At 72.2% G+C, this 16,521-nt stretch carries 17 protein-coding genes and 3 pseudogenes; 10 read left to right on the top strand and 10 right to left on the bottom strand.

Going from position 1 to position 16,521, the window contains the following annotated elements; genetic code table 11:
• Positions 1 to 68: 68 nt before the first annotated feature.
• The 3 genes and pseudogenes from AOQ53_RS10260 to AOQ53_RS10250 all read right to left on the bottom strand — a co-directional run.
• Positions 69 to 311, bottom strand: a pseudogene (locus AOQ53_RS10260) (DUF7638 domain-containing protein); the annotation flags it as partial.
• A gap of 70 nt (positions 312 to 381) precedes the next feature.
• Positions 382 to 1,389, bottom strand: a complete 1,008-nt coding sequence (locus AOQ53_RS10255; protein ID WP_059416682.1) for a trypsin-like serine peptidase — start codon at positions 1,387 to 1,389, stop codon at positions 382 to 384.
• 260 nt (positions 1,390 to 1,649) lie between these two features.
• Positions 1,650 to 2,132, bottom strand: a complete 483-nt coding sequence (locus AOQ53_RS10250; protein WP_059416681.1) for an SRPBCC family protein — start codon at positions 2,130 to 2,132, stop codon at positions 1,650 to 1,652.
• 202 nt (positions 2,133 to 2,334) lie between these two features.
• Here AOQ53_RS10250 and AOQ53_RS10245 point away from each other — a divergent pair, with 202 nt between their 5' ends.
• On the top strand, positions 2,335 to 2,727 hold the full coding sequence (locus AOQ53_RS10245) for a hypothetical protein (protein WP_059416680.1): 393 nt from the start codon (positions 2,335 to 2,337) through the stop codon (positions 2,725 to 2,727).
• Between the two features lie 40 nt (positions 2,728 to 2,767).
• Here AOQ53_RS10245 and AOQ53_RS10240 read toward each other — a convergent pair whose 3' ends face one another.
• Positions 2,768 to 3,400, bottom strand: coding sequence for a flavin reductase family protein (locus tag AOQ53_RS10240; protein ID WP_059416679.1), 633 nt, complete (start codon positions 3,398 to 3,400; stop codon positions 2,768 to 2,770).
• Positions 3,401 to 3,466: 66 nt separating this feature from the next.
• On the opposite strand from AOQ53_RS10240, the gene AOQ53_RS10235 reads away from it, so the two are divergent.
• Complete coding sequence (locus tag AOQ53_RS10235) at positions 3,467 to 4,192, top strand: ArsR/SmtB family transcription factor (protein WP_059416693.1); 726 nt, start codon at positions 3,467 to 3,469, stop codon at positions 4,190 to 4,192.
• Between the two features lie 31 nt (positions 4,193 to 4,223).
• On the opposite strand, the gene AOQ53_RS10230 is transcribed toward AOQ53_RS10235, so the two are convergent.
• On the bottom strand, positions 4,224 to 4,511 hold the full coding sequence (locus tag AOQ53_RS10230; protein WP_059416678.1) for a zinc-ribbon domain-containing protein: 288 nt from the start codon (positions 4,509 to 4,511) through the stop codon (positions 4,224 to 4,226).
• On the opposite strand from AOQ53_RS10230, the pseudogene AOQ53_RS47660 reads away from it, so the two are divergent.
• Positions 4,425 to 4,936: pseudogene (locus AOQ53_RS47660) on the top strand (DUF5949 family protein); the annotation flags it as partial. The gene AOQ53_RS10230 and the pseudogene AOQ53_RS47660 overlap by 87 nt on opposite strands.
• A gap of 89 nt (positions 4,937 to 5,025) precedes the next feature.
• The gene (locus AOQ53_RS47650; RefSeq protein ID WP_330219315.1) at positions 5,026 to 5,160 is read left to right on the top strand and encodes a DUF5949 family protein; all 135 of its coding nucleotides are present in this window, start codon (positions 5,026 to 5,028) and stop codon (positions 5,158 to 5,160) included.
• Positions 5,161 to 5,214: 54 nt separating this feature from the next.
• On the opposite strand, the gene pgm is transcribed toward AOQ53_RS47650, so the two are convergent.
• Complete coding sequence (gene pgm, locus AOQ53_RS10220) at positions 5,215 to 6,855, bottom strand: phosphoglucomutase (alpha-D-glucose-1,6-bisphosphate-dependent) (RefSeq protein WP_059416677.1); 1,641 nt, start codon at positions 6,853 to 6,855, stop codon at positions 5,215 to 5,217.
• Positions 6,856 to 7,094: 239 nt separating this feature from the next.
• The gene (locus AOQ53_RS10215) at positions 7,095 to 7,523 is read right to left on the bottom strand and encodes a hypothetical protein (RefSeq protein WP_099054564.1); all 429 of its coding nucleotides are present in this window, start codon (positions 7,521 to 7,523) and stop codon (positions 7,095 to 7,097) included.
• Between the two features lie 138 nt (positions 7,524 to 7,661).
• On the opposite strand from AOQ53_RS10215, the gene AOQ53_RS44540 reads away from it, so the two are divergent.
• The 3 genes from AOQ53_RS44540 (at position 7,662) to AOQ53_RS10205 (ending at position 9,281) form a co-directional block, all read left to right on the top strand.
• Positions 7,662 to 7,808: a hypothetical protein gene (locus AOQ53_RS44540; RefSeq protein ID WP_167407405.1), complete on the top strand. Its 147-nt coding sequence runs from the start codon at positions 7,662 to 7,664 to the stop codon at positions 7,806 to 7,808.
• Positions 7,809 to 7,935: 127 nt separating this feature from the next.
• Complete coding sequence (locus tag AOQ53_RS10210; protein ID WP_059416675.1) at positions 7,936 to 8,808, top strand: hypothetical protein; 873 nt, start codon at positions 7,936 to 7,938, stop codon at positions 8,806 to 8,808.
• 146 nt (positions 8,809 to 8,954) lie between these two features.
• Positions 8,955 to 9,281 carry an antibiotic biosynthesis monooxygenase family protein gene (locus AOQ53_RS10205; protein WP_059416674.1) on the top strand — a complete coding sequence of 109 codons (327 nt, stop codon included), beginning with the start codon at positions 8,955 to 8,957 and terminating at the stop codon, positions 9,279 to 9,281.
• Here AOQ53_RS10205 and AOQ53_RS10200 read toward each other — a convergent pair.
• Positions 9,278 to 10,006, bottom strand: a complete 729-nt coding sequence (locus tag AOQ53_RS10200; protein ID WP_059416673.1) for a response regulator — start codon at positions 10,004 to 10,006, stop codon at positions 9,278 to 9,280. The genes AOQ53_RS10205 and AOQ53_RS10200 overlap by 4 nt on opposite strands.
• On the bottom strand, positions 10,003 to 11,346 hold the full coding sequence (locus AOQ53_RS10195; RefSeq protein ID WP_167745703.1) for a sensor histidine kinase: 1,344 nt from the start codon (positions 11,344 to 11,346) through the stop codon (positions 10,003 to 10,005). Before AOQ53_RS10195 ends, AOQ53_RS10200 begins: the two co-directional genes overlap by 4 nt.
• Before the next feature lie 214 nt (positions 11,347 to 11,560).
• On the opposite strand from AOQ53_RS10195, the gene AOQ53_RS10190 reads away from it, so the two are divergent.
• A complete protein-coding gene (locus AOQ53_RS10190; protein ID WP_059416671.1) occupies positions 11,561 to 12,790 on the top strand; it encodes a serine hydrolase domain-containing protein in 1,230 nt (409 codons plus the stop codon).
• A gap of 82 nt (positions 12,791 to 12,872) precedes the next feature.
• On the opposite strand, the gene AOQ53_RS10185 is transcribed toward AOQ53_RS10190, so the two are convergent.
• Complete coding sequence (locus AOQ53_RS10185) at positions 12,873 to 14,225, bottom strand: diacylglycerol/lipid kinase family protein (RefSeq protein ID WP_059416670.1); 1,353 nt, start codon at positions 14,223 to 14,225, stop codon at positions 12,873 to 12,875.
• Between the two features lie 392 nt (positions 14,226 to 14,617).
• On the opposite strand from AOQ53_RS10185, the pseudogene AOQ53_RS48000 reads away from it, so the two are divergent.
• Positions 14,618 to 15,227: pseudogene (locus AOQ53_RS48000) on the top strand (LLM class flavin-dependent oxidoreductase); the annotation flags it as partial.
• 81 nt (positions 15,228 to 15,308) lie between these two features.
• A complete protein-coding gene (locus tag AOQ53_RS10175; protein WP_236711641.1) occupies positions 15,309 to 15,989 on the top strand; it encodes a hypothetical protein in 681 nt (226 codons plus the stop codon).
• Positions 15,990 to 16,521 lie beyond the last annotated feature (532 nt).

Below are 16,521 nucleotides of genomic sequence, written 5' to 3'. Positions count from 1 at the left end.
ACGAAGCGACAGTGCTGGTCGCAGCCATCAACGAGTGGCTGTGACCAGCACTTTCACAACAGGCCCTAGGCGGCGGGCCGGTTCTGCTCGGTCCGGTCGGCGAGCAACCCGTCGACGGCGGCCAGACAGCGGTCCGTGGAGTCCGGGTGTCCGTTGAGCTGGTCGATGGTGTCGCGGACCTCGGCCAGCAGCAGCTCGGGCGTGAGCCGGGTGCGCGGCTCACTGAACCGCCACGCGGCCGGCTCATGGGCGGACACCCCGGCGCCGTCCGGGGGTTCGGTGGCGACCCGGCCGCAGCGCAGCTTCTCTTCGCGGCGACGCCGTGAGCCGGGGCCTCCCCCACCGTCCGGAGGAGGACCCGGCTCCCGGCCGGCCGATGGCTCAGGACGACTGGGCGCTCTGGTAGAGGTTCTGTGCGTCCGCGCCGAAGTACGGGCCGTACATGGCGTTGGGCAGGAAGTTGTACTTGAAGCTGTTCACCGAGGACTGCAGCCCGGTCCCGGTGGCCTCGTTGAACTGGGTGAACCACGGGCCGCCGCTGGAGCCGCCGGTCATGTTGCAGGTCAGACCGTGGTCGCTGGAGAGCAGGAAGTCGCGGTAGGTGGTGCCGCTGCAGTAGATGAACTTCTCACCGTCGTAGGGAGCGGCGGCGGGGAAGCCGAAGGCGTACATGGCCTTGCTGTAGCCGGTGTTGAAGGCCAAGCCCTGGCCTCCGACGACGTCGGTCAGCTTCTTGCCGTCCAGCGGGGCGACCACGGCAGCGCCGATGTCGTAGTTGATGTCCTCGCTGGCCGTCCACTGCGGCGTGGAAAGGATCCTGGACGCGGTCCAGGTGCCGTACGGGCGCTGCCCGTCGTGGTAGCCGGGCACGAACACCCAGTTGGTGTGCCAGGCGCCCTCCATCTTCACGCAGTGGCCCGCGGTGATCACGGTGCTCTTGTTGGCGCTGGTGACGGCGTTGCCGGAGCAGGAGGCCGTGCGCCCCTGGTAGGTGAAGAACACCCGCCCGGCGGTCTTGGTCACCGCTCCGCCCCCGGTCCACGGGCCGCCGCCGTGGGGGATCGCCAGGGGGCCGACGTCGGAGGCGGGTGTGCTGGGTGCCACGACGGTCGCCTTGCCCTTGCGGATGTCCGAGGCCCGCACGTCGGAGCGGTCGACGGACAGGACGTCGAGCGGGGTGGCCGCGCGCATCCGCTGGGGAGTCCAGAAGTCGAGGGCGCGTTCCTGCGCCGAGGGCGCCACCGTTCCCGGGTCGGGCGCGGCGTTCGCCGGTGTGGCGGTGACGCCGGTCGCCAGCAGCGCGGCGACGCCGGCGAGTGCGCCGAGGACGGTGCGACGAACGCGGGTGCCGCTGCCGGAGGAGCGAAGGCTACGAGGTATGCCTGTCACGCGGTCTCCTTCTGCTGTGGGGGCCGGGTGGTGGGCATCCACCCGGTCAGGCAGGGGTGTCGCTGCGAACCAGAGGGCAGCGTGCCACCAGCAGACCGACTTGGACAGGTGCATGTCACTGAGATGGCCGAAACGCCACACATTCCTCGCGTCGGGGACACGAGCGCATCAGGAACGAGGGCGCACCGAGGACCAGGGCGGGCACAAGAGAACCCGGCCTCCACCGGGTCTGTGGTGGAGGCCGGGTCGGGGCCTGGGTGTCAGAGGGGGGTGGGACCGGTGCCGCCGCCCGGCTGGATGCGTCCGCGCCAGGCGCCGGACTCGCCGCCGCGCTTCTCGATGTACTGCTTGAAGCGCTTCATGTCGCCCTTGATCTGGCGGTCGATCGCGCCGAGCACGTCCCCGGCCTTCTCCACGGCGCCGCTGGGCTCGACGTCCATCACAAGCTCCACCCGGGTGTGGGTGTCGTCCAGGCGCTGGAAGCGGACAGTGCCCTTCTGGTGGGTGTCTCCGCTGGTCGTGCGCCAAGTGACACGCTCGTCGGGCAGCTGGTCGACGATCTCGGTGTCGAACTCGCGCCGTACTCCGCCGATCTTGGTGGTCCAGTGGTTGTGACGGTCGTCGAGCTGCCTTACCTCCTCGACGCCCTCCATGAAGTTCGGGAACTCCTCGAACTGCGTCCACTGGTTGTAGGCAGTGTGGATAGGGACGTCGACTTCCACGGTTTCCTTGACGGTGCTCATCTGTTCGCCTCCGTTTTCCTGATCGACTGCTGGAGGCCCATCGGCCCACACAGGTCCGGGCCCGCGGGACGAGTACCCGGGATCTTCCGGTTGCCACACGGTTCGGTGCCGTCCGGGAAAGCGAACGGAACCGGCCCGGCCGCCGGTCGAACATGGATACGATCCCGGCGTGCGTCTCCCCCGCTCGGTTTCCGGCTGGACCATGGCCGTCTTCGGTGTGCTCGCCGCCGCCCTCGGGGCGGTGGGCCTGGTCTCACCGGCCACGCAGTTGTCGCTGCTGGGTCTGGCCGCCCCGGGCGAGCGTGCTGCCGGGGACTTCACGCCCGCGTTCCTAATGGCGTCGTCCATGGCGGCGCTCAACATGGGCGTGTACTACGTGCTGGCGGCGCTGGCCGACTGGCGGGCCTTCTTCCGGTGGACCGTTCCGTTCCGGCTGCTCACCTGCACGGTCTTCACCGTCGCGGCGCTCAGCGGGAGAGCGCCGGGTGTCTTCGTCGGTGTCGGCCTGTGGGAGGGCGCCGGGGCGGTCGCCACAGGTGCGGCGCTGCTGCTGGAACGGCGCCGCCGGGCGGACGGGCCGACGCCCGCGCCGTGACCGGGCGAAGAGGTCAGCTCGTGGGTTCGGTGCGGGCGGGTCAGGAGGCGACGGGGGCCGTGGCCCTCGCCGTCTCCGAACGGAAGCCGTGACCGAGCTCGGGGGTAAGGCCGTGGTAGTGGCGGAAGTTGTAGATGAGCGGGCTCCAGACGGCCGGGTCGATGTGGTGGGTGCCGGCCACGACGACGCGGTCGGCGGCGTGGACGCGCAGGACCTCGCACTCGACGCTGAAGAAGAGACCCGCTCCGCCGGGTGTCAACGCGCGCGCCCGGGCCTCCAACTGGAGGGCGCACTCGGCCACACGCGGCGGCTTCACGAGGTCGGCAGCGGCGGGAGTGAGTCCGGCCGCCGCGAACTTGTCCGGCTCGTAGCGGTACAGCGCCCGCTTGGCCTCCGGCACGGGGTGGGCCCCGGTGAGCGGTGCGAGGCGTTCCACGTGCTCCCACAGCTCGGGCGAGGCGATGTTGATCACGAGCTCCGGGCGCTCGGCGAGGTTGCGCACGGTCCGGCTCTCGCTGCCGATGCCCAGGACGATGTGCTGTCCCAGGGCCCATGCGGAGGAGATCGGGGCGAGATTGCAGGAGCCGTCGTCGTTCTCGGTGGTCAGCAGCACGACGGGCGTACCGAAGTAGAGGACGCTGGGCTGGATCACACGGTGGGTGTCGGTCGTCATGGCCCAGGACGCTACGGGCGGGACGTTTCGATGCGCGTCGAAGTGTCGGCCGGGGACAATCGGTCGGTGACCAGCCCCGACGTCCATGCCGAAGAACCGGATCTCGCCTCACTGGGGGCGCTGCTGGCCGATCGCACGCGCGCCGCGATCTGTCTCGCCCTGCTCGACGGCCGGGCCTGGACGGCCTCCGAGGTGGCCCGCGTCGCCGGTGTCGCGCCGTCCACGGCCACGAGCCATCTGAACCGGCTGGTGACCGGTGGTCTGCTGGCTCAGGAGCGCCGGGGCCGGCACCGTTATGTGCGGCTGGCGGATGCCGGCATCGCGGAGATGATCGAGGCACTGGCGGCCAGGGCGCCCCGCCGGCTGGTCCCGGTCCGTTCGCTCACCGCTGCCCGCAGGCACCGCGCCGTCGGCTTCGCCCGCGTCTGCTACGACCATCTCGGCGGCTCCCTCGCCGTGGCGATGACCGATGCCATGACCGCTCGTGGGCTGTTGTCCTGGGAGTCCGGCCCGGCCCTCACCGCGTCCGGCGCGGCATGGCTGACGGGCATCGGGATCGCGGACGGGGCGGTGGGGGCGGCGGGCCGTCCGCATGTGCGTACCTGCCTGGACTGGACCGAGCAGCGCCTTCATGTGGCGGGCGCGGTGGCCGCGGCCGTGTTCCACCGCGCGCTGGAGGCGTCCTGGCTCGTGCACGGCGACGGCTCCCGCGTCGTGCGGCTGACGGATCAGGGGCGCGACGCCTTCCGGCGGCACCTTGGCCTGGCGGACGAGGTGCTCACGACCGGCTGAGCACCTCCCCGCCCCGGGACGGCCGGCCGGCTCAGAACCGGTGCTGCTGCTGCGGCTGCCCGTACGTCTGGCCGCCGTCGCCGCTCTCGCTCTGGGCCTGCAACTGCTCCGCCTGTTCCTTGGTCACCTTCTGTTCCGCACCGCAGAAGGTGCACTGGGTGAGGTACTTCGTCGAGATCGGGAACAGCGGCACGAAGAACAGCGTGAACTTCGTGACGCGCTTCCTGAGCGTGTGCGCGGCGGGGTTGCCGCACTGGCCGCAGACCAGCGTCAGTATCGCCAGCTGGTACAGGTACCCCTTGGTGCCGAAGATGATCACGTGACGGTCCTTCCCGGGTCGGATCTTCTCCCAGTGTCCTGCATCGCGTTCCACCCCGGCGAACCGGTACCCGCGGGAGATGTGCCCTCGTTCCTGTGGAGAGCCCGGCGGGGCGTGGTCCAGTCGGGTGAGAGGGCCGGGTGCCCGCCGGTGCGCCGATACGGTTCCGCGGTGACCTCGATCTCAGCCGAAACGCAGCCTGTGCACACCGACGACCTGGGCTCCTTCGTCGTCCTGTCCTGGCGGGGCACGACCCCCGGCGGGGACGTCCCGTACCTCCTGGCCTGCTTCCTCGGAGACGGTGCGAACGGCCCCGAGGCCACGTCGAAGGCCATCGAGCAGTTGCTGACCGGCGCCGGCCTCCCCCGGGCGAGGGCCTCGTCCACGCGACCGGGCGGCCGAGTCTGCCGGTCGGCCTGCTGGTCGTGCCCGGGTCGGCCGTCCTGACCGTGCAGCACCTCGAGTCCCGGTTCGTCCCGCCGGAGACCGGGCCGAACTCGGATACGCCTGCCTCATCCTCACCGCCCGCCCGTGGCCGGAGGGCGCCGAGCCCGGCGCCGTCGATACGCCGGCCGCCTTCACGTCCGACGAGGACGCGCTCTCCTCGGCGGCGCATGCCGTCCTGCCCGCCCACAGCCTGCGGAGCTGAAGCCCACCCGGCCCGGGCCACCGTGATGTGGCCCGGGCCGTCGCGTGCCGGTGCTCAGCTGGAAAGCGCCGTCAGCACCACGGTCTTGGCCTCCTCCTGGACCTGACGGAGGTGGTCGGGGCCGCGGAACGACTCGGCGTAGATCTTGTAGACGTCCTCGGTGCCCGAGGGCCGGGCCGCGAACCAGGCGTTGTCGGTGGTCACCTTGATGCCGCCGATGGGTGCGCCGTTGCCGGGAGCTTCGGTGAGCACCGCGGTGACGGCGTCCCCGGCCAGGGTGTCCGCGCTGACCTGCGCCGGGGAGAGCTTGGCGAGCAGGGCCTTCTCCTCGCGGGACGCCGGGGCGTCGATCCGCGCGTACGCCGGTTCGCCGAAGCGGGCGGTCAGTGCGGCGTAGTGCTCCGACGGGGTCTTTCCGGTGACCGCGGTGATCTCGGAGGCGAGCAGCGCCAGGATGATGCCGTCCTTGTCGGTCGTCCACACGGAGCCGTCCCTGCGCAGGAAGGACGCCCCGGCCGACTCCTCTCCGCCGAAGCCGATGGTGCCGTCGACCAGCCCGTCCACGAACCACTTGAACCCGACGGGCACCTCGGCCAGTTCGCGGCCGAGGTCGGCGGCGACCCGGTCGATCATGGCGGAGGAGACCAGGGTCTTGCCGACACCGGCGGCGGCGGGCCAGCGGTCGCGGTGGGCGTACAGGTAGGAGATGGCGACGGCGAGGTAGTGGTTGGGGTTCATCAGGCCCGCGTCCGGGGTGACGATGCCGTGCCGGTCGGCGTCGGCGTCGTTGCCGGTGGCGACGTCGAAGCGGTCGCGCTGCTCGATGAGGGAGGCCATGGCGTACGGCGACGAGCAGTCCATGCGGATCTTGCCGTCCCAGTCCAGCGTCATGAACCGCCAGGTGGGGTCGGTGTGCGGGTTGACCACGGTGAGGTCGAGGCCGTGCTGTTCGGCGATCCGGCCCCAGTAGGCGACGGACGCCCCTCCCAGCGGGTCCGCTCCGATGCGCACCCCGGCCGCGCGGATCGCGTCCAGGTCGAGCACGCCGGGCAGGTCGGTGACGTAGGTGCCCAGGAAGTCGTAGCGGCCGGTGGTGGCCGCGGCGAGGGCCCGGGCGTGGGGGATGCGCCGGACGTCCTTCAGGCCGCCGCGGATGATCTCGTTCGCCCGGTCCTGGATCCAGGAGGTCGCGTCGGAGGCGGCCGGGCCGCCGCTGGGCGGGTTGTACTTGAACCCCCCGTCGGCGGGCGGGTTGTGGGACGGGGTGACCACGACGCCGTCCGCGAGGCCGGTGGTACGGCCGCGGTTGTGGGTGAGGATGGCGTGCGAGACGGCCGGAGTCGGCGTGTAGCCGTCCGCGTCGTCGATCAGCACCGTCACCTCGTTGGCGGCGAACACCTCCAGCGCGGTGACCCGCGCGGGCTCCGAGAGAGCATGGGTGTCGGCGCCCAGGAACAGCGGGCCGTCGATGCCCTGGGCCGCGCGGTACTCGCAGATGGCCTGGCTGGTCGCGGCGATGTGGTCGTCGTTGAAAGCGCCGGCCAGTGAGGTTCCGCGGTGTCCGGAGGTCCCGAACGTGACGCGCTGCCCCGGGTCGTCCAGGTCGGGGTGGAGCGCGTAGTACGCGGTGACCAGCCGAGCGACGTCGACGAGATCTTCGGGACCGGCCGGACTGCCCGCTCGCTCGTGCTGCATGGGCCCGCTCCTCCACATGGGTGTGATCCTTCGCTTGCGCTCTCATCCTTCCTCGTCACAGCCGTCACGCGCGAGAGGGGCACCGCTGTGAGGGCAGGATGTGCGCCAGGCCACGCGGCGAACCGCCGGACCGCGCCCGCACCACAAGGAGGCGGCGCCGCGTACCACCGGGACGCCCGGTGATGCGCCGCGCCGCCTTCCGGCCTTGTGGGCGTCCTGCCGAGCGCCCTCGCCTCGGGTCAGATCCGCCCGCCGGTGAGCCGGGTGAGCGGGCCGTGCGTGTGGCGTCCCGCGCGGCGTCCCACCGCGTACGACGCGGCGCTCAGGGCGGTCAGGCCGGCCCCGACGCCCGCGGCGACGGCCTTGCGGTGGGCGATCGCCGTCCAGGCCGTCTTCGCCGTGGCGGCGACCTGGCCCGAGGCCGCGACGACGGCCTGGCGGCCCGCCTCGACACTCCTGGCCGCGGTCTGCGCGGCCGCCGTCGTCGTCTCGGCGGAGCGTTCGGCGCCGGCCTTGACGGCTGACGCCGCGTCATCGGCCTTGGCCGACGCGCGCTTCGTGGCCTGGGCCGTCGGCGCGGTCGCCTTGTCCGCGGTGCGACGGGTCTTGGACTCCGTCGCCCGTATGGTGGTCGGCTTCTGATTCGTGCGCTTGTTCTCTTCGGTCATGGACTCCGACTTGCCTCTGACTCCGGCGGCAAACACGTTCGGTCGCGCACCGTCCGGGCGGCCGAAGGGCTGAGCACCTCGTCGGAGGGGTAAACGAGCTACAGACAAGACGACGTCACAACACGAGGGAAGTGCATCATGGCCGGCATCCTGAATCGCATCAAGCAGTTCGCCCGGAGCCCGCAGGGGCGGCGCGCCACCGAGCAGGCACGGCGGGCCGCCGCCGATCCTCGCAAGCGGGCCCAGGCCCAGCGGCTGCTGGGCAAGCTCCGCGGGCGCCGCTGACCGGGTTCGCGCCGAGCGCACCGGCCGGGGACGGAATCCTCCCGGAAACCAACTCTTCGAGCACACAAGTGTGTTCATGCCCGGCATGGGCACTTGGGTCGCATCACACCTGAGAGGAGCTGGTTCGATGGGCACGGCAGGCAACGGCAGGAAGGTCTGCGCCTTAGGCGTCGCCGGTGTGCTGGCCGGCACGGTGCTGGTCGGCTGCGGCGACGACGACGGCACGGGTGACGGCGCACGGGGTTCCTCGGCGCAGGGCAACACACAGGAGCAGGGCACGCAGGCGGTGCGCTCCGCCTACGACAGGACGACCGAGGAGGACACCGCCAAGGTGAGGCTGCGGGTGCAGACCTCGGCCCAGGGCGCCTCGGAGTCCGCGAACGGCCAGGGCGCCGTGGACCTGGACAACGGCGACAGCGTCATGACGCTCACGGTGCAGGGGCAGCGGATCGAGCAGCGGGTGGTCGATCAGGTGCTGTACCAGAAGATGCCCCAGGGGCAGGCGCCGGGCGGCAAGCCCTGGATCAAGATCGACCTGGGGAAGGTCTCCGCACAGCAGGGCGCGGGCGACCGGTCCATGAGCGATCCGGCGCAGTCCGCGGCGTACGCGAAGGCGATCACCGAAAAGGACGTGACCAAGAAGGGCACGGCCACGATCGACGGCGTCGAGACCACGCACTACCGCGTCTCCGTCGACGTCGCCGAGCTGCCCAACGGCGACGCGCTGCGCCAGCAGGTCGGCCCGACTCTGCCGATGGACGTGTGGCTCGACGAAGAGGGCCGCATGCGCCGTCAGCAGGTCGACATGACCCTCAAGTCCGCACCGGGGTCGACGGAGCGGTCCTCCACCGACGCCTCGCCCTCGCCTCAGCGGGTCACGGTGCGCACGGTCATGGACTTCACCGACTTCGGCACCGAGGTGGAAGCGGACACGCCCCCGGCCGGGCAGGTCACCGACATGACCGGCAAGGCCTTGGAGCAGGGCAGGAAGCAGGGCTGACCAGAGCTCATCTCACGCCACGGCTGCGGAGCCGCCGTACGAGGTCGTCCGCGGCCGTCGGCCGATCCTCATGTTTGAACGCGTTCAAAACTCCCGATGGCGCAGGGCTTAGCCTGCGCAGATGTGCCATCGGGCAAGATGGGGCCATGAGCGTAGTCAAGATCAATGTGCTGACCGTGCCCGCCGAGCAGCGGGAGACGCTGGAGAAGCGGTTCGCCTCCCGCGCGCACACCGTGGAGAGCTCCGACGGCTTCGAGTGGTTCGAGCTCCTCCGCCCGGTGGAGGGCACCGACACCTACCTCGTCTACACCCGGTGGCGTGACGAGGCGTCGTTCCAGGCCTGGATGGAAGGACCGATGAAGGCCGCGCACCAGGGCGGCGGCGAGGGAGGCGAGCGCCCCAAGCCCGCGGCGAGCGATTCGACGCTCTGGTCGTTCGAGGTGGTGCAGCAGGCGGGGCCGAAGGGCGCCTAGCCGTCACCCTGTTCCGTCGTGGGCCGGGCCGCGAGCACGAGGATCGCGATCTGTACGCGATTCTCCAGTCCGAGCCTGGTCAGGATGCGGTTGACGGTGCTCTTCACGCCGGATTCGCTGAAGCCGAGCGACCCGGCGATCCGCGCGTTCGAGAGTCCGCGGGCGACCAGTTCCGCGACGTCACGTTCGCGCCGGGTGAGCGCGTCCAGCGGGTCGTCCGGGGCTCCGGGCGGCCCGTCGGCCGCTGACGGGCGGGGCCGCACGCCGGACAGCAGCGGCGGCGGCAGGTCGGAGAACGTCCGGATCAGCCGCCGCGTGACCGTCGGCGCGAGCATCGCCTCGCCCGCCGCGACCACTCCGATCGCCTCGACCAGTAGCTCCGGCGTGGTGTTCTTCAGCAGGAACCCGCTGGCCCCGGCGCGCAGCGCGGCGTGCACGTACTCGTCCAGGTCGAAGGTCGTCAGCACCAGCACGCGCGGTAGCCGTCCGGGGTGCGGCCAGCCCTGGATGATCCGCGCGGTCGCCTCCACCCCGGTCATGCCCGGCATCCGTACGTCCATCAGCACCACGTCCGGGCGCAGTTCGTACGCCGCCTCGACGGCCCGCGCGCCGTCCGCCGCCTCGCCCACCACCTCCACATCCGAACGCCGCCGCAGCATCACCCGCAGCGCCGTCCTGACCAGCTCCTGGTCGTCCACGGTCAGCACCCGCACCGGCGGCGTCATCGGCCGTCCTCCGACGCGTACACGCCGTCGGCGGGCGCGTACGGGCTGCCGTCCTGCGGACGGAACGTGGCCACGACCCGCCAGCCGCCGTCCGGGGCAGGTTCCGCGCGGAGCGTGCCGCCGAACAGCGCGGTGCGCTCGCGCATGCCGATCAGCCCGAGCCCGGAGCCGGGCATCGGACAACGGTCCGAGGCGGGCGCGGCATTCTCCACCGTGACGGTCAACCGGCCGTTCCGGCAGGCCAGTCCGACGCGGACGGGTACGGCGCCGGCGTGCTTGCGTACGTTCGACAGCGCCTCCTGTACGACGCGGTACACCGAGACCTGTACGGCGGGCGGCAGCTCCGCGGTCGGCCCGGTCACCGTGAGCGTGACCGGGCAGCCCGCCGCCTCTGACTCCCCGGTCAGCCGTTCCAGGTGGCGCAGCGACGGCTGCGGGAGCGGCGCGGCGCCACCGTCCGGCGGCGTGTCCGCGAGCAACTGGACCAGGCCGCGCATCTCGTCCAGCGCGGTGTCCGCCGCCTCGCTGATCGCCGCCACCCCCTGACCGGCGGCGCGCGAGTCGTCCGGCAGAACTACGGTGACCGCGTGTGCCTGCAAGGCGATCGCGCTGACGTGGTGGGCCACCAGGTCGTGCAGATCGCGGGCGATCCGGGCGCGTTCGGCGGCCACCGCGCGCCGGGCGCTGACCCGCTGCTCGGCACGGAGCCGTTCGGCCAGGTCGCGCAGGCGCTCGGCGTCCGCGTACAGCCGGCGCCGTGACGCGCCCAGCAGCCATACGGCGGCGGCCATCGCGGCGGCCACCAGGTAGTCGGCGGGGCCGAGCGGGATGGCGGTGTCGGCCGAGGAGAACACGTTCAGCCGGCCGTCGGCCGACTCCGGGGCGAGCAGCGCCGTGGTGAGAGCGACGGGAGCGAGGAGGCTGCGCGGCGCGGGCGTGTGCCGCGCCACCGAGTAGCAGGCCAGGAACACGGACTGGGCGTTGTCACCGACGGGGTCGAGCAGTTCACCCGTCAGATAGCAGGCCGCTGTGGCGGCCAGCGCGAGACCCGGATCCGAACGCCGCCACACCAGCGGCAGGCACGTCCCGACGAGCAGTGCCATGACGGCGGCGCACGGGCCGACGCCGTCGGGCAGCGGCTGGTACAGCCGGAGCAGCACCGCGATGCCGGTGAGGACGGCGGCGACGAGCACGTCCGCGGGGCGCCCGGCGAGCCTGCGGCGCAGCGCGGCGGCGGACGCCCGTACGGAACCGGCCGACGCCGGTAAGGAGCCGCGCGGCACCAGTAAGGACCGTGCCGACCGGTCCGTTCCGTGCCGCCGCCACGAACCCCCCGTCATGCCCAACCCCGTCCCCGTCCCTGGTCCCCGCTCGCCGAGCGGTCTTCCCCTCGCGGCCCTGCCGGCATCGTATGACCGGCGATCCCAGGAGACGCAGGGCACGGAACGAAAGTTGCCCCGCCCGCCCCTCCCGGCGGACGACGCCCGCCCAGGGGCCCCGCTCCTAGCGTCGGTGGTGCTTGCGCACACAGCGTCCGAACCTCTGGAGGATCCCGTGTCAGCCAACCCGTCCCGACGACATGCCCAGCCGCGCCGCCGTCGCGTCACACTGGGGATCGCCGCCGCCCTCGCCATGGCGGTCGCCTTACCGCCGGCCGTCACCAACGCCGTCTCCGGGGTGAGCGCGGACGACAGTTCCGTCTCCGCCGCCGCGCGGCACACGCCGTTCCAGCGCGACGCCGACGCCGTACGCGACACGGGCGCCATCGGCGTAGAGGCCCGGGTGAGTGGTGGCCGGCACGGTCCCTACACCGTGACGAGCGGCACCGCCGACATCCGTACGGGCCGCCCCGTACCCGACGGCGGCTACTTCCGGATCGCCAGCAACACCAAGACCTTCGTGGCCGCCGTCATACTCCAACTCGTCGGCGAGCGGAAGGTGGCGCTGGAGGACACCGTCGAGAAGTGGCTGCCGGGCGTGGTGCGCGGCAACGGCAACGACGGCCGGAAGATCACCGTCCGCCAGCTGCTCCAGCACACCAGCGGCATCCACGACGACTATCCCGGCATCGAGACCGCGAAGAAGTACTACGAGGTCCGCTTCCGCCCGCTCACCCCCGAGCAGCTGGTCGAACGGGCCATGCGGCACCGCCCGGACTTCCGGCCCGGCAAGGGCTGGAGCTACTCGAACGTCGGCTACATCCTGCTCGGCATGGTCATCGAGAAGGCCACCGGCCACACCTGGCACGACCAGGTACGGGACCGCCTGCTGAAGCCTCTCGGGCTGCGGCACACGTACCACCCGGGCGACTCGCCCGCCGTCCGGAAGCCGCACGCGCGCGGCTACCAGCGGTTCGGCACGAAGCCGAACCTCGTGGACGTGACCCTGTACAAGGACCCCAACGCGTCCGGCGGCCTCATCAGCACCACGGCCGACCTGAACCGCTTCTTCCGCGACCTCATCGCAGGCAAGGTCCTGAAGCCCGCGCAGCTCAGGGAGATGAAACGCACGGTCCCGTTGAACGACGAGTTCCAGGTGCCGTACCCGGCCGCACGGTACGGGCTCGGGCTGATGAAGACCAGACTGCCGTGCGGCGGCTGGTCCTGGGGCCACGGCGGGGACGAGATCGGCTACATGAGCCGGAACGCGGTGAGCGACGACGGCCGGGTCGCCGTCACCGCCTCGATGTCCACCGGGTGGGCCACCTCCGTCGAGGACACCCTGCGGCAGCACCGGGCGGGTATGCGGCTGGTGGCGAACGCGTTGTGCCGCGACGGGGAGTAGGCCGTACGTCGTGGTGACGGGGGTCGCTGATGCCTCCCCTGTCGCTGACGCCTCCCCCTGGAACGGCGGCCGGGGCCCTTCTTCAGGTGCGCCAGGAGCGGGAGGGTGCGGCGGTACGGCCGACCGCCGCCGCCAGCTTGCGGAGCCGGCGCCAGTCCAGGCGGGGCGGCGCCTCAGGGACCCCGGGGCGGTTGCGGGGCACCCGGACCCGCAGGGCCCGGCGGACGATGCGGCAGTGGACGGGGGCGGGCAGGGTGAGCGCCTCGCCGTCGAGGCCGACCTCCAGGTGCGAGGCGTCGGCCTCGACGACCACGTGCTGGGCGGTGAGCACCGTGAGGCCCTCCGGGCGCGGGGCCAGCAGGAGTTCGGCCGCTTCCACGGCACTGTCGACGCGGACGGCGAGCACGCCCAGCTTCCCGGAGTCGAGGCGCTCGCGCCGGCCGAAGCCGAACGGATCGTCCATGCGGTACGGGTTGTTGCTCACCAGCACGGCCTGCGGGTCGGCGATGGTGGTGCCGTCGGCGCCGGCCGTCAGCCGCGGGCCGCTCTGCCGGGTGAGGAGCTCGGGCAGCCGCTCCAGCGCCGCGCCCACCTTGTCCTCGCGATAGCCCGGGCTCTGGACGACCGCCCCGTACGCGCCGAACGACGCGTTGTTGACGAAGGGGCGCTCGTCGGCGAAGCCGAGGTCGACGCGGAGTTCCACCCCGTCGGTGAGGGCGTCGAGGCACGTGGACGGATCGTCGCGGTCCAGGCCCAGGTCCATGGCGAAGTGGTTGCGCGTGCCGGCCGAGATGACGAGGAACGGCACGCCGTGTTCCGCCGCGACGGCGGCGACCAGGGCCTGCGTGCCGTCGCCGCCCGCCACCCCGAGCAGGTCGGCTCCCTCGGCCACGGCGTCCCTGGCCAGCGCGGTGACGTCCTGGTGCTGGTCCGGGTCGAGGAGGACGACCTGGGCGCCCAGCGCCTCGGCCTTCTCCTTGAGACCGAACTTCCCGACCTTGCCGCCGCCGGAGCGGGGGTTGAGCAGGAGGAAGGGACGCTTCGGCGGTGGCGTGCGGTACTCCTTGACGCGTACCGGCCGCAGGCCCGTGCTGCGCAGGGCGTAGCGGCCGCTCCAGACCGCGAGGCACCACAGCAGCAGGGACGCGAAGACCACCCAGAGCAGATTCGCCACCGCGAAGAGGGTGATGACGGCGACGGGGGCGACGACGGCCAGCGCGGCCGCCGCCGTGCGGGCCGGTCCCCGGCGGGACAGGACCCACCAGAGCGCGGCCGCGGTCAGGGCGAGCCCCGCCAGGCCGACCGCGAGCAGCAGCAGTCCCTTCAGACCGCCGGTTACGAGTGGCAGCAACGCCGCCAGCGCCACCGAGGCCAGGGCTCCCCTGGCCGCCCATCTCTGCCGGCGGTGATTCCGCTCGCTCATCGCCGATCCCATGTGGTTCCTCCGCTCGAAGGCGCGGGCGGACCTTCCAGACCGCGCCCGACCGTGAAACATCGTGCCCGCCGACGGATCGGCATGGCTACCGCCATCCCTGATGGCTCCCCCACCGTGAGGCACGTCAGACGTGACGATCTTCCGGGGCGGAGCCATCGGTAGCGTACGCGGCCCTGCGAGCGTGGTTCCGCGCACCGGGGCACGGCGGCGCATACTCGCGCTCCCGCTGTCGGCAGTGGGCCCGTACTCCCCCTTGACCCCGCGATGGAGTGGGCGGGCGCGCGGTACGCGGACAGACCGACGGTCGAGGTGACGACGTGGATCGCCGCTCCGCCGGAGCGGGTGTGGGCGCTGGTGTCGGACGTGCCGCGGATGCCCGAGGTGCCCAGCGGGTGCCCGGTGGGGAGGCGGTGCCGATGCGCCTGTCCACGCGGGCCGAGCACGCCGTGCCCGTCTCTCTGGCCGCGCTGTCGCCCGCCATGCTGCGGCTGACCGGCCAGGTCGCGGACGGCTGGCTCGGCACCAGCTTCGTACCGGAGGGCGCGGAGGACGCCTACTTCGCGCCGCTGCACGAGGGGCCGGCCGCAGCCGCGCCGGCTTCGACGTCTGCCAAGGGGCCGAGGTCGCCTTCGCCCGGGACGAGGAGGCGCTGGGCGCCATGGTCGCAGGCCGGAAGAAGGAACCCGCCTTCAACCTGGGCGGCATGGGCTCCGCGTCGGCCAACTTCTGCAACCGGCCAACAGCCGGCAGGGCTGGGCCGAGGTCGCGGCGGAGGTACGGGAGCGCCGGCTGGCGGGCGACCGGGACGGTGCGGCGGGTCTGGTCACCGGCGAGATGGTGCTGGCCACCACGCTCATCGGCACTGAGGAGATGGTGCGGCGGCGGCTGGGCGTCTGGCGGGACGCCGGGGTGGACACGGTTCGTCTCCACCCGGCCGGGGAGACCCTCGATGACCGGCTTCAAACCCTCGGCAGGGCAGTCGAGTTGGTCCGCGCGGCCTGAGCCCGGCGGGGCGGGTAGGCTCCTTTGCCGATCATCGGACCCAACGAACAGCAGGGGGGCTCCGTGCAGGCCAGGACTACCGTGACGACGACCGCACTCGCATGCCTGCTCGCGGGCGCCGCCCTGACCGGGTGCGGCGCGGGTGACACCGGCGGGGAGAAGTCCGCCGGCGACATCCTCGACGAGGCCAACGCGACGATGCGGAAGCTGAACTCGGTCACCGTCGACATCACCAACCGCACGACGAGCGGCGGTTCGGTCGCCAACCGCCTCGTGACCGACCTCGACAGCCGGTGCAGATCCAGGACCACGTGGTCCGGGGGCAGCGCCCTGGAGCAGATCCGGCTCGGTGAGACCGACTACGTCCGGCCGAACCGGGCCCACTTGCAGAAGTGGAAGAACTATCCGGGCCTCACCGACGAGCAGAAGCTGTGGGTGAAGACGCCGGTGGACCCGGCCGGCGCCGGCGGCGACGGTCTCGCCTCCTGCGAACGGCCCTTCGACTCGTTCGGCACGGCACGCACGGGCGGCTCCGCCCGCGTCGACGGTGCGAAGGCCGTCAGGTTGGTGGTGACCGACAAGGCGGACAAGGCGGGGACGTACACGTTCTACGTGGCGGCCGAGGGAAAGCCGTATCTGCTCAGGACGGTCTACAAGAGCGCCGCACAGCACACCACCACCTCCTTCAGCGACTTCGACGAACCGCTCGACATCCGGGCGCCCAAGGCGGGCGAGGTGCTGAGCGTGCCGGGCGGCAGCTGACCCGGCGTCACGGGAGAGCGAGCGATTGCCGACAGCGCTTTCCGTTGAAATTCGGCAGCAATCGGCCGCGCGGGGCGAATCGGCTCACAAGGGCTTGACGGGGCGGGCTGTGCTCGGCCTACTGGAAGGCGCAGCCGGCCGTGTCGGGGGTCTGGTCCGGCGCCGGCCCGGTGGGCCGAATCGCTCCGTCCTCCCCCACCGAGACGCGGGTCAGGGGGCTGATGGTGCGGCGACGATGGGCAGCGGCGGTGGGCCTGGTGGTGTGCCTGCTGCTGCATCTCGTCGTCCCGGGGTTCGCGCGGGGCGGGCACACGGCGGATGCCGCGGTCACAGCGGCAGTGAATGCGATGGAGCCGGGGGCGACTTCGGGCACCGAGGCCGAAAGGGCCGGGGCCGAAAGGGCCGGGGAGCCCTGCCCCTGCGGGGAGGAGCCGTCGGTCCGGCAGCCGGTGGCACGGACGCCGAGGGCGGCGGGAGCGGCCCGGGCGGGCGCCGTGGTGAGCGGCGCACCCATGGTGGACCGGGGTGGCAC

The organism is Streptomyces azureus (genome assembly GCF_001270025.1).
Lineage (GTDB): Bacteria > Actinomycetota > Actinomycetes > Streptomycetales > Streptomycetaceae > Streptomyces > Streptomyces azureus.
This window is presented reverse-complemented; position numbering and strand designations above follow the sequence as displayed.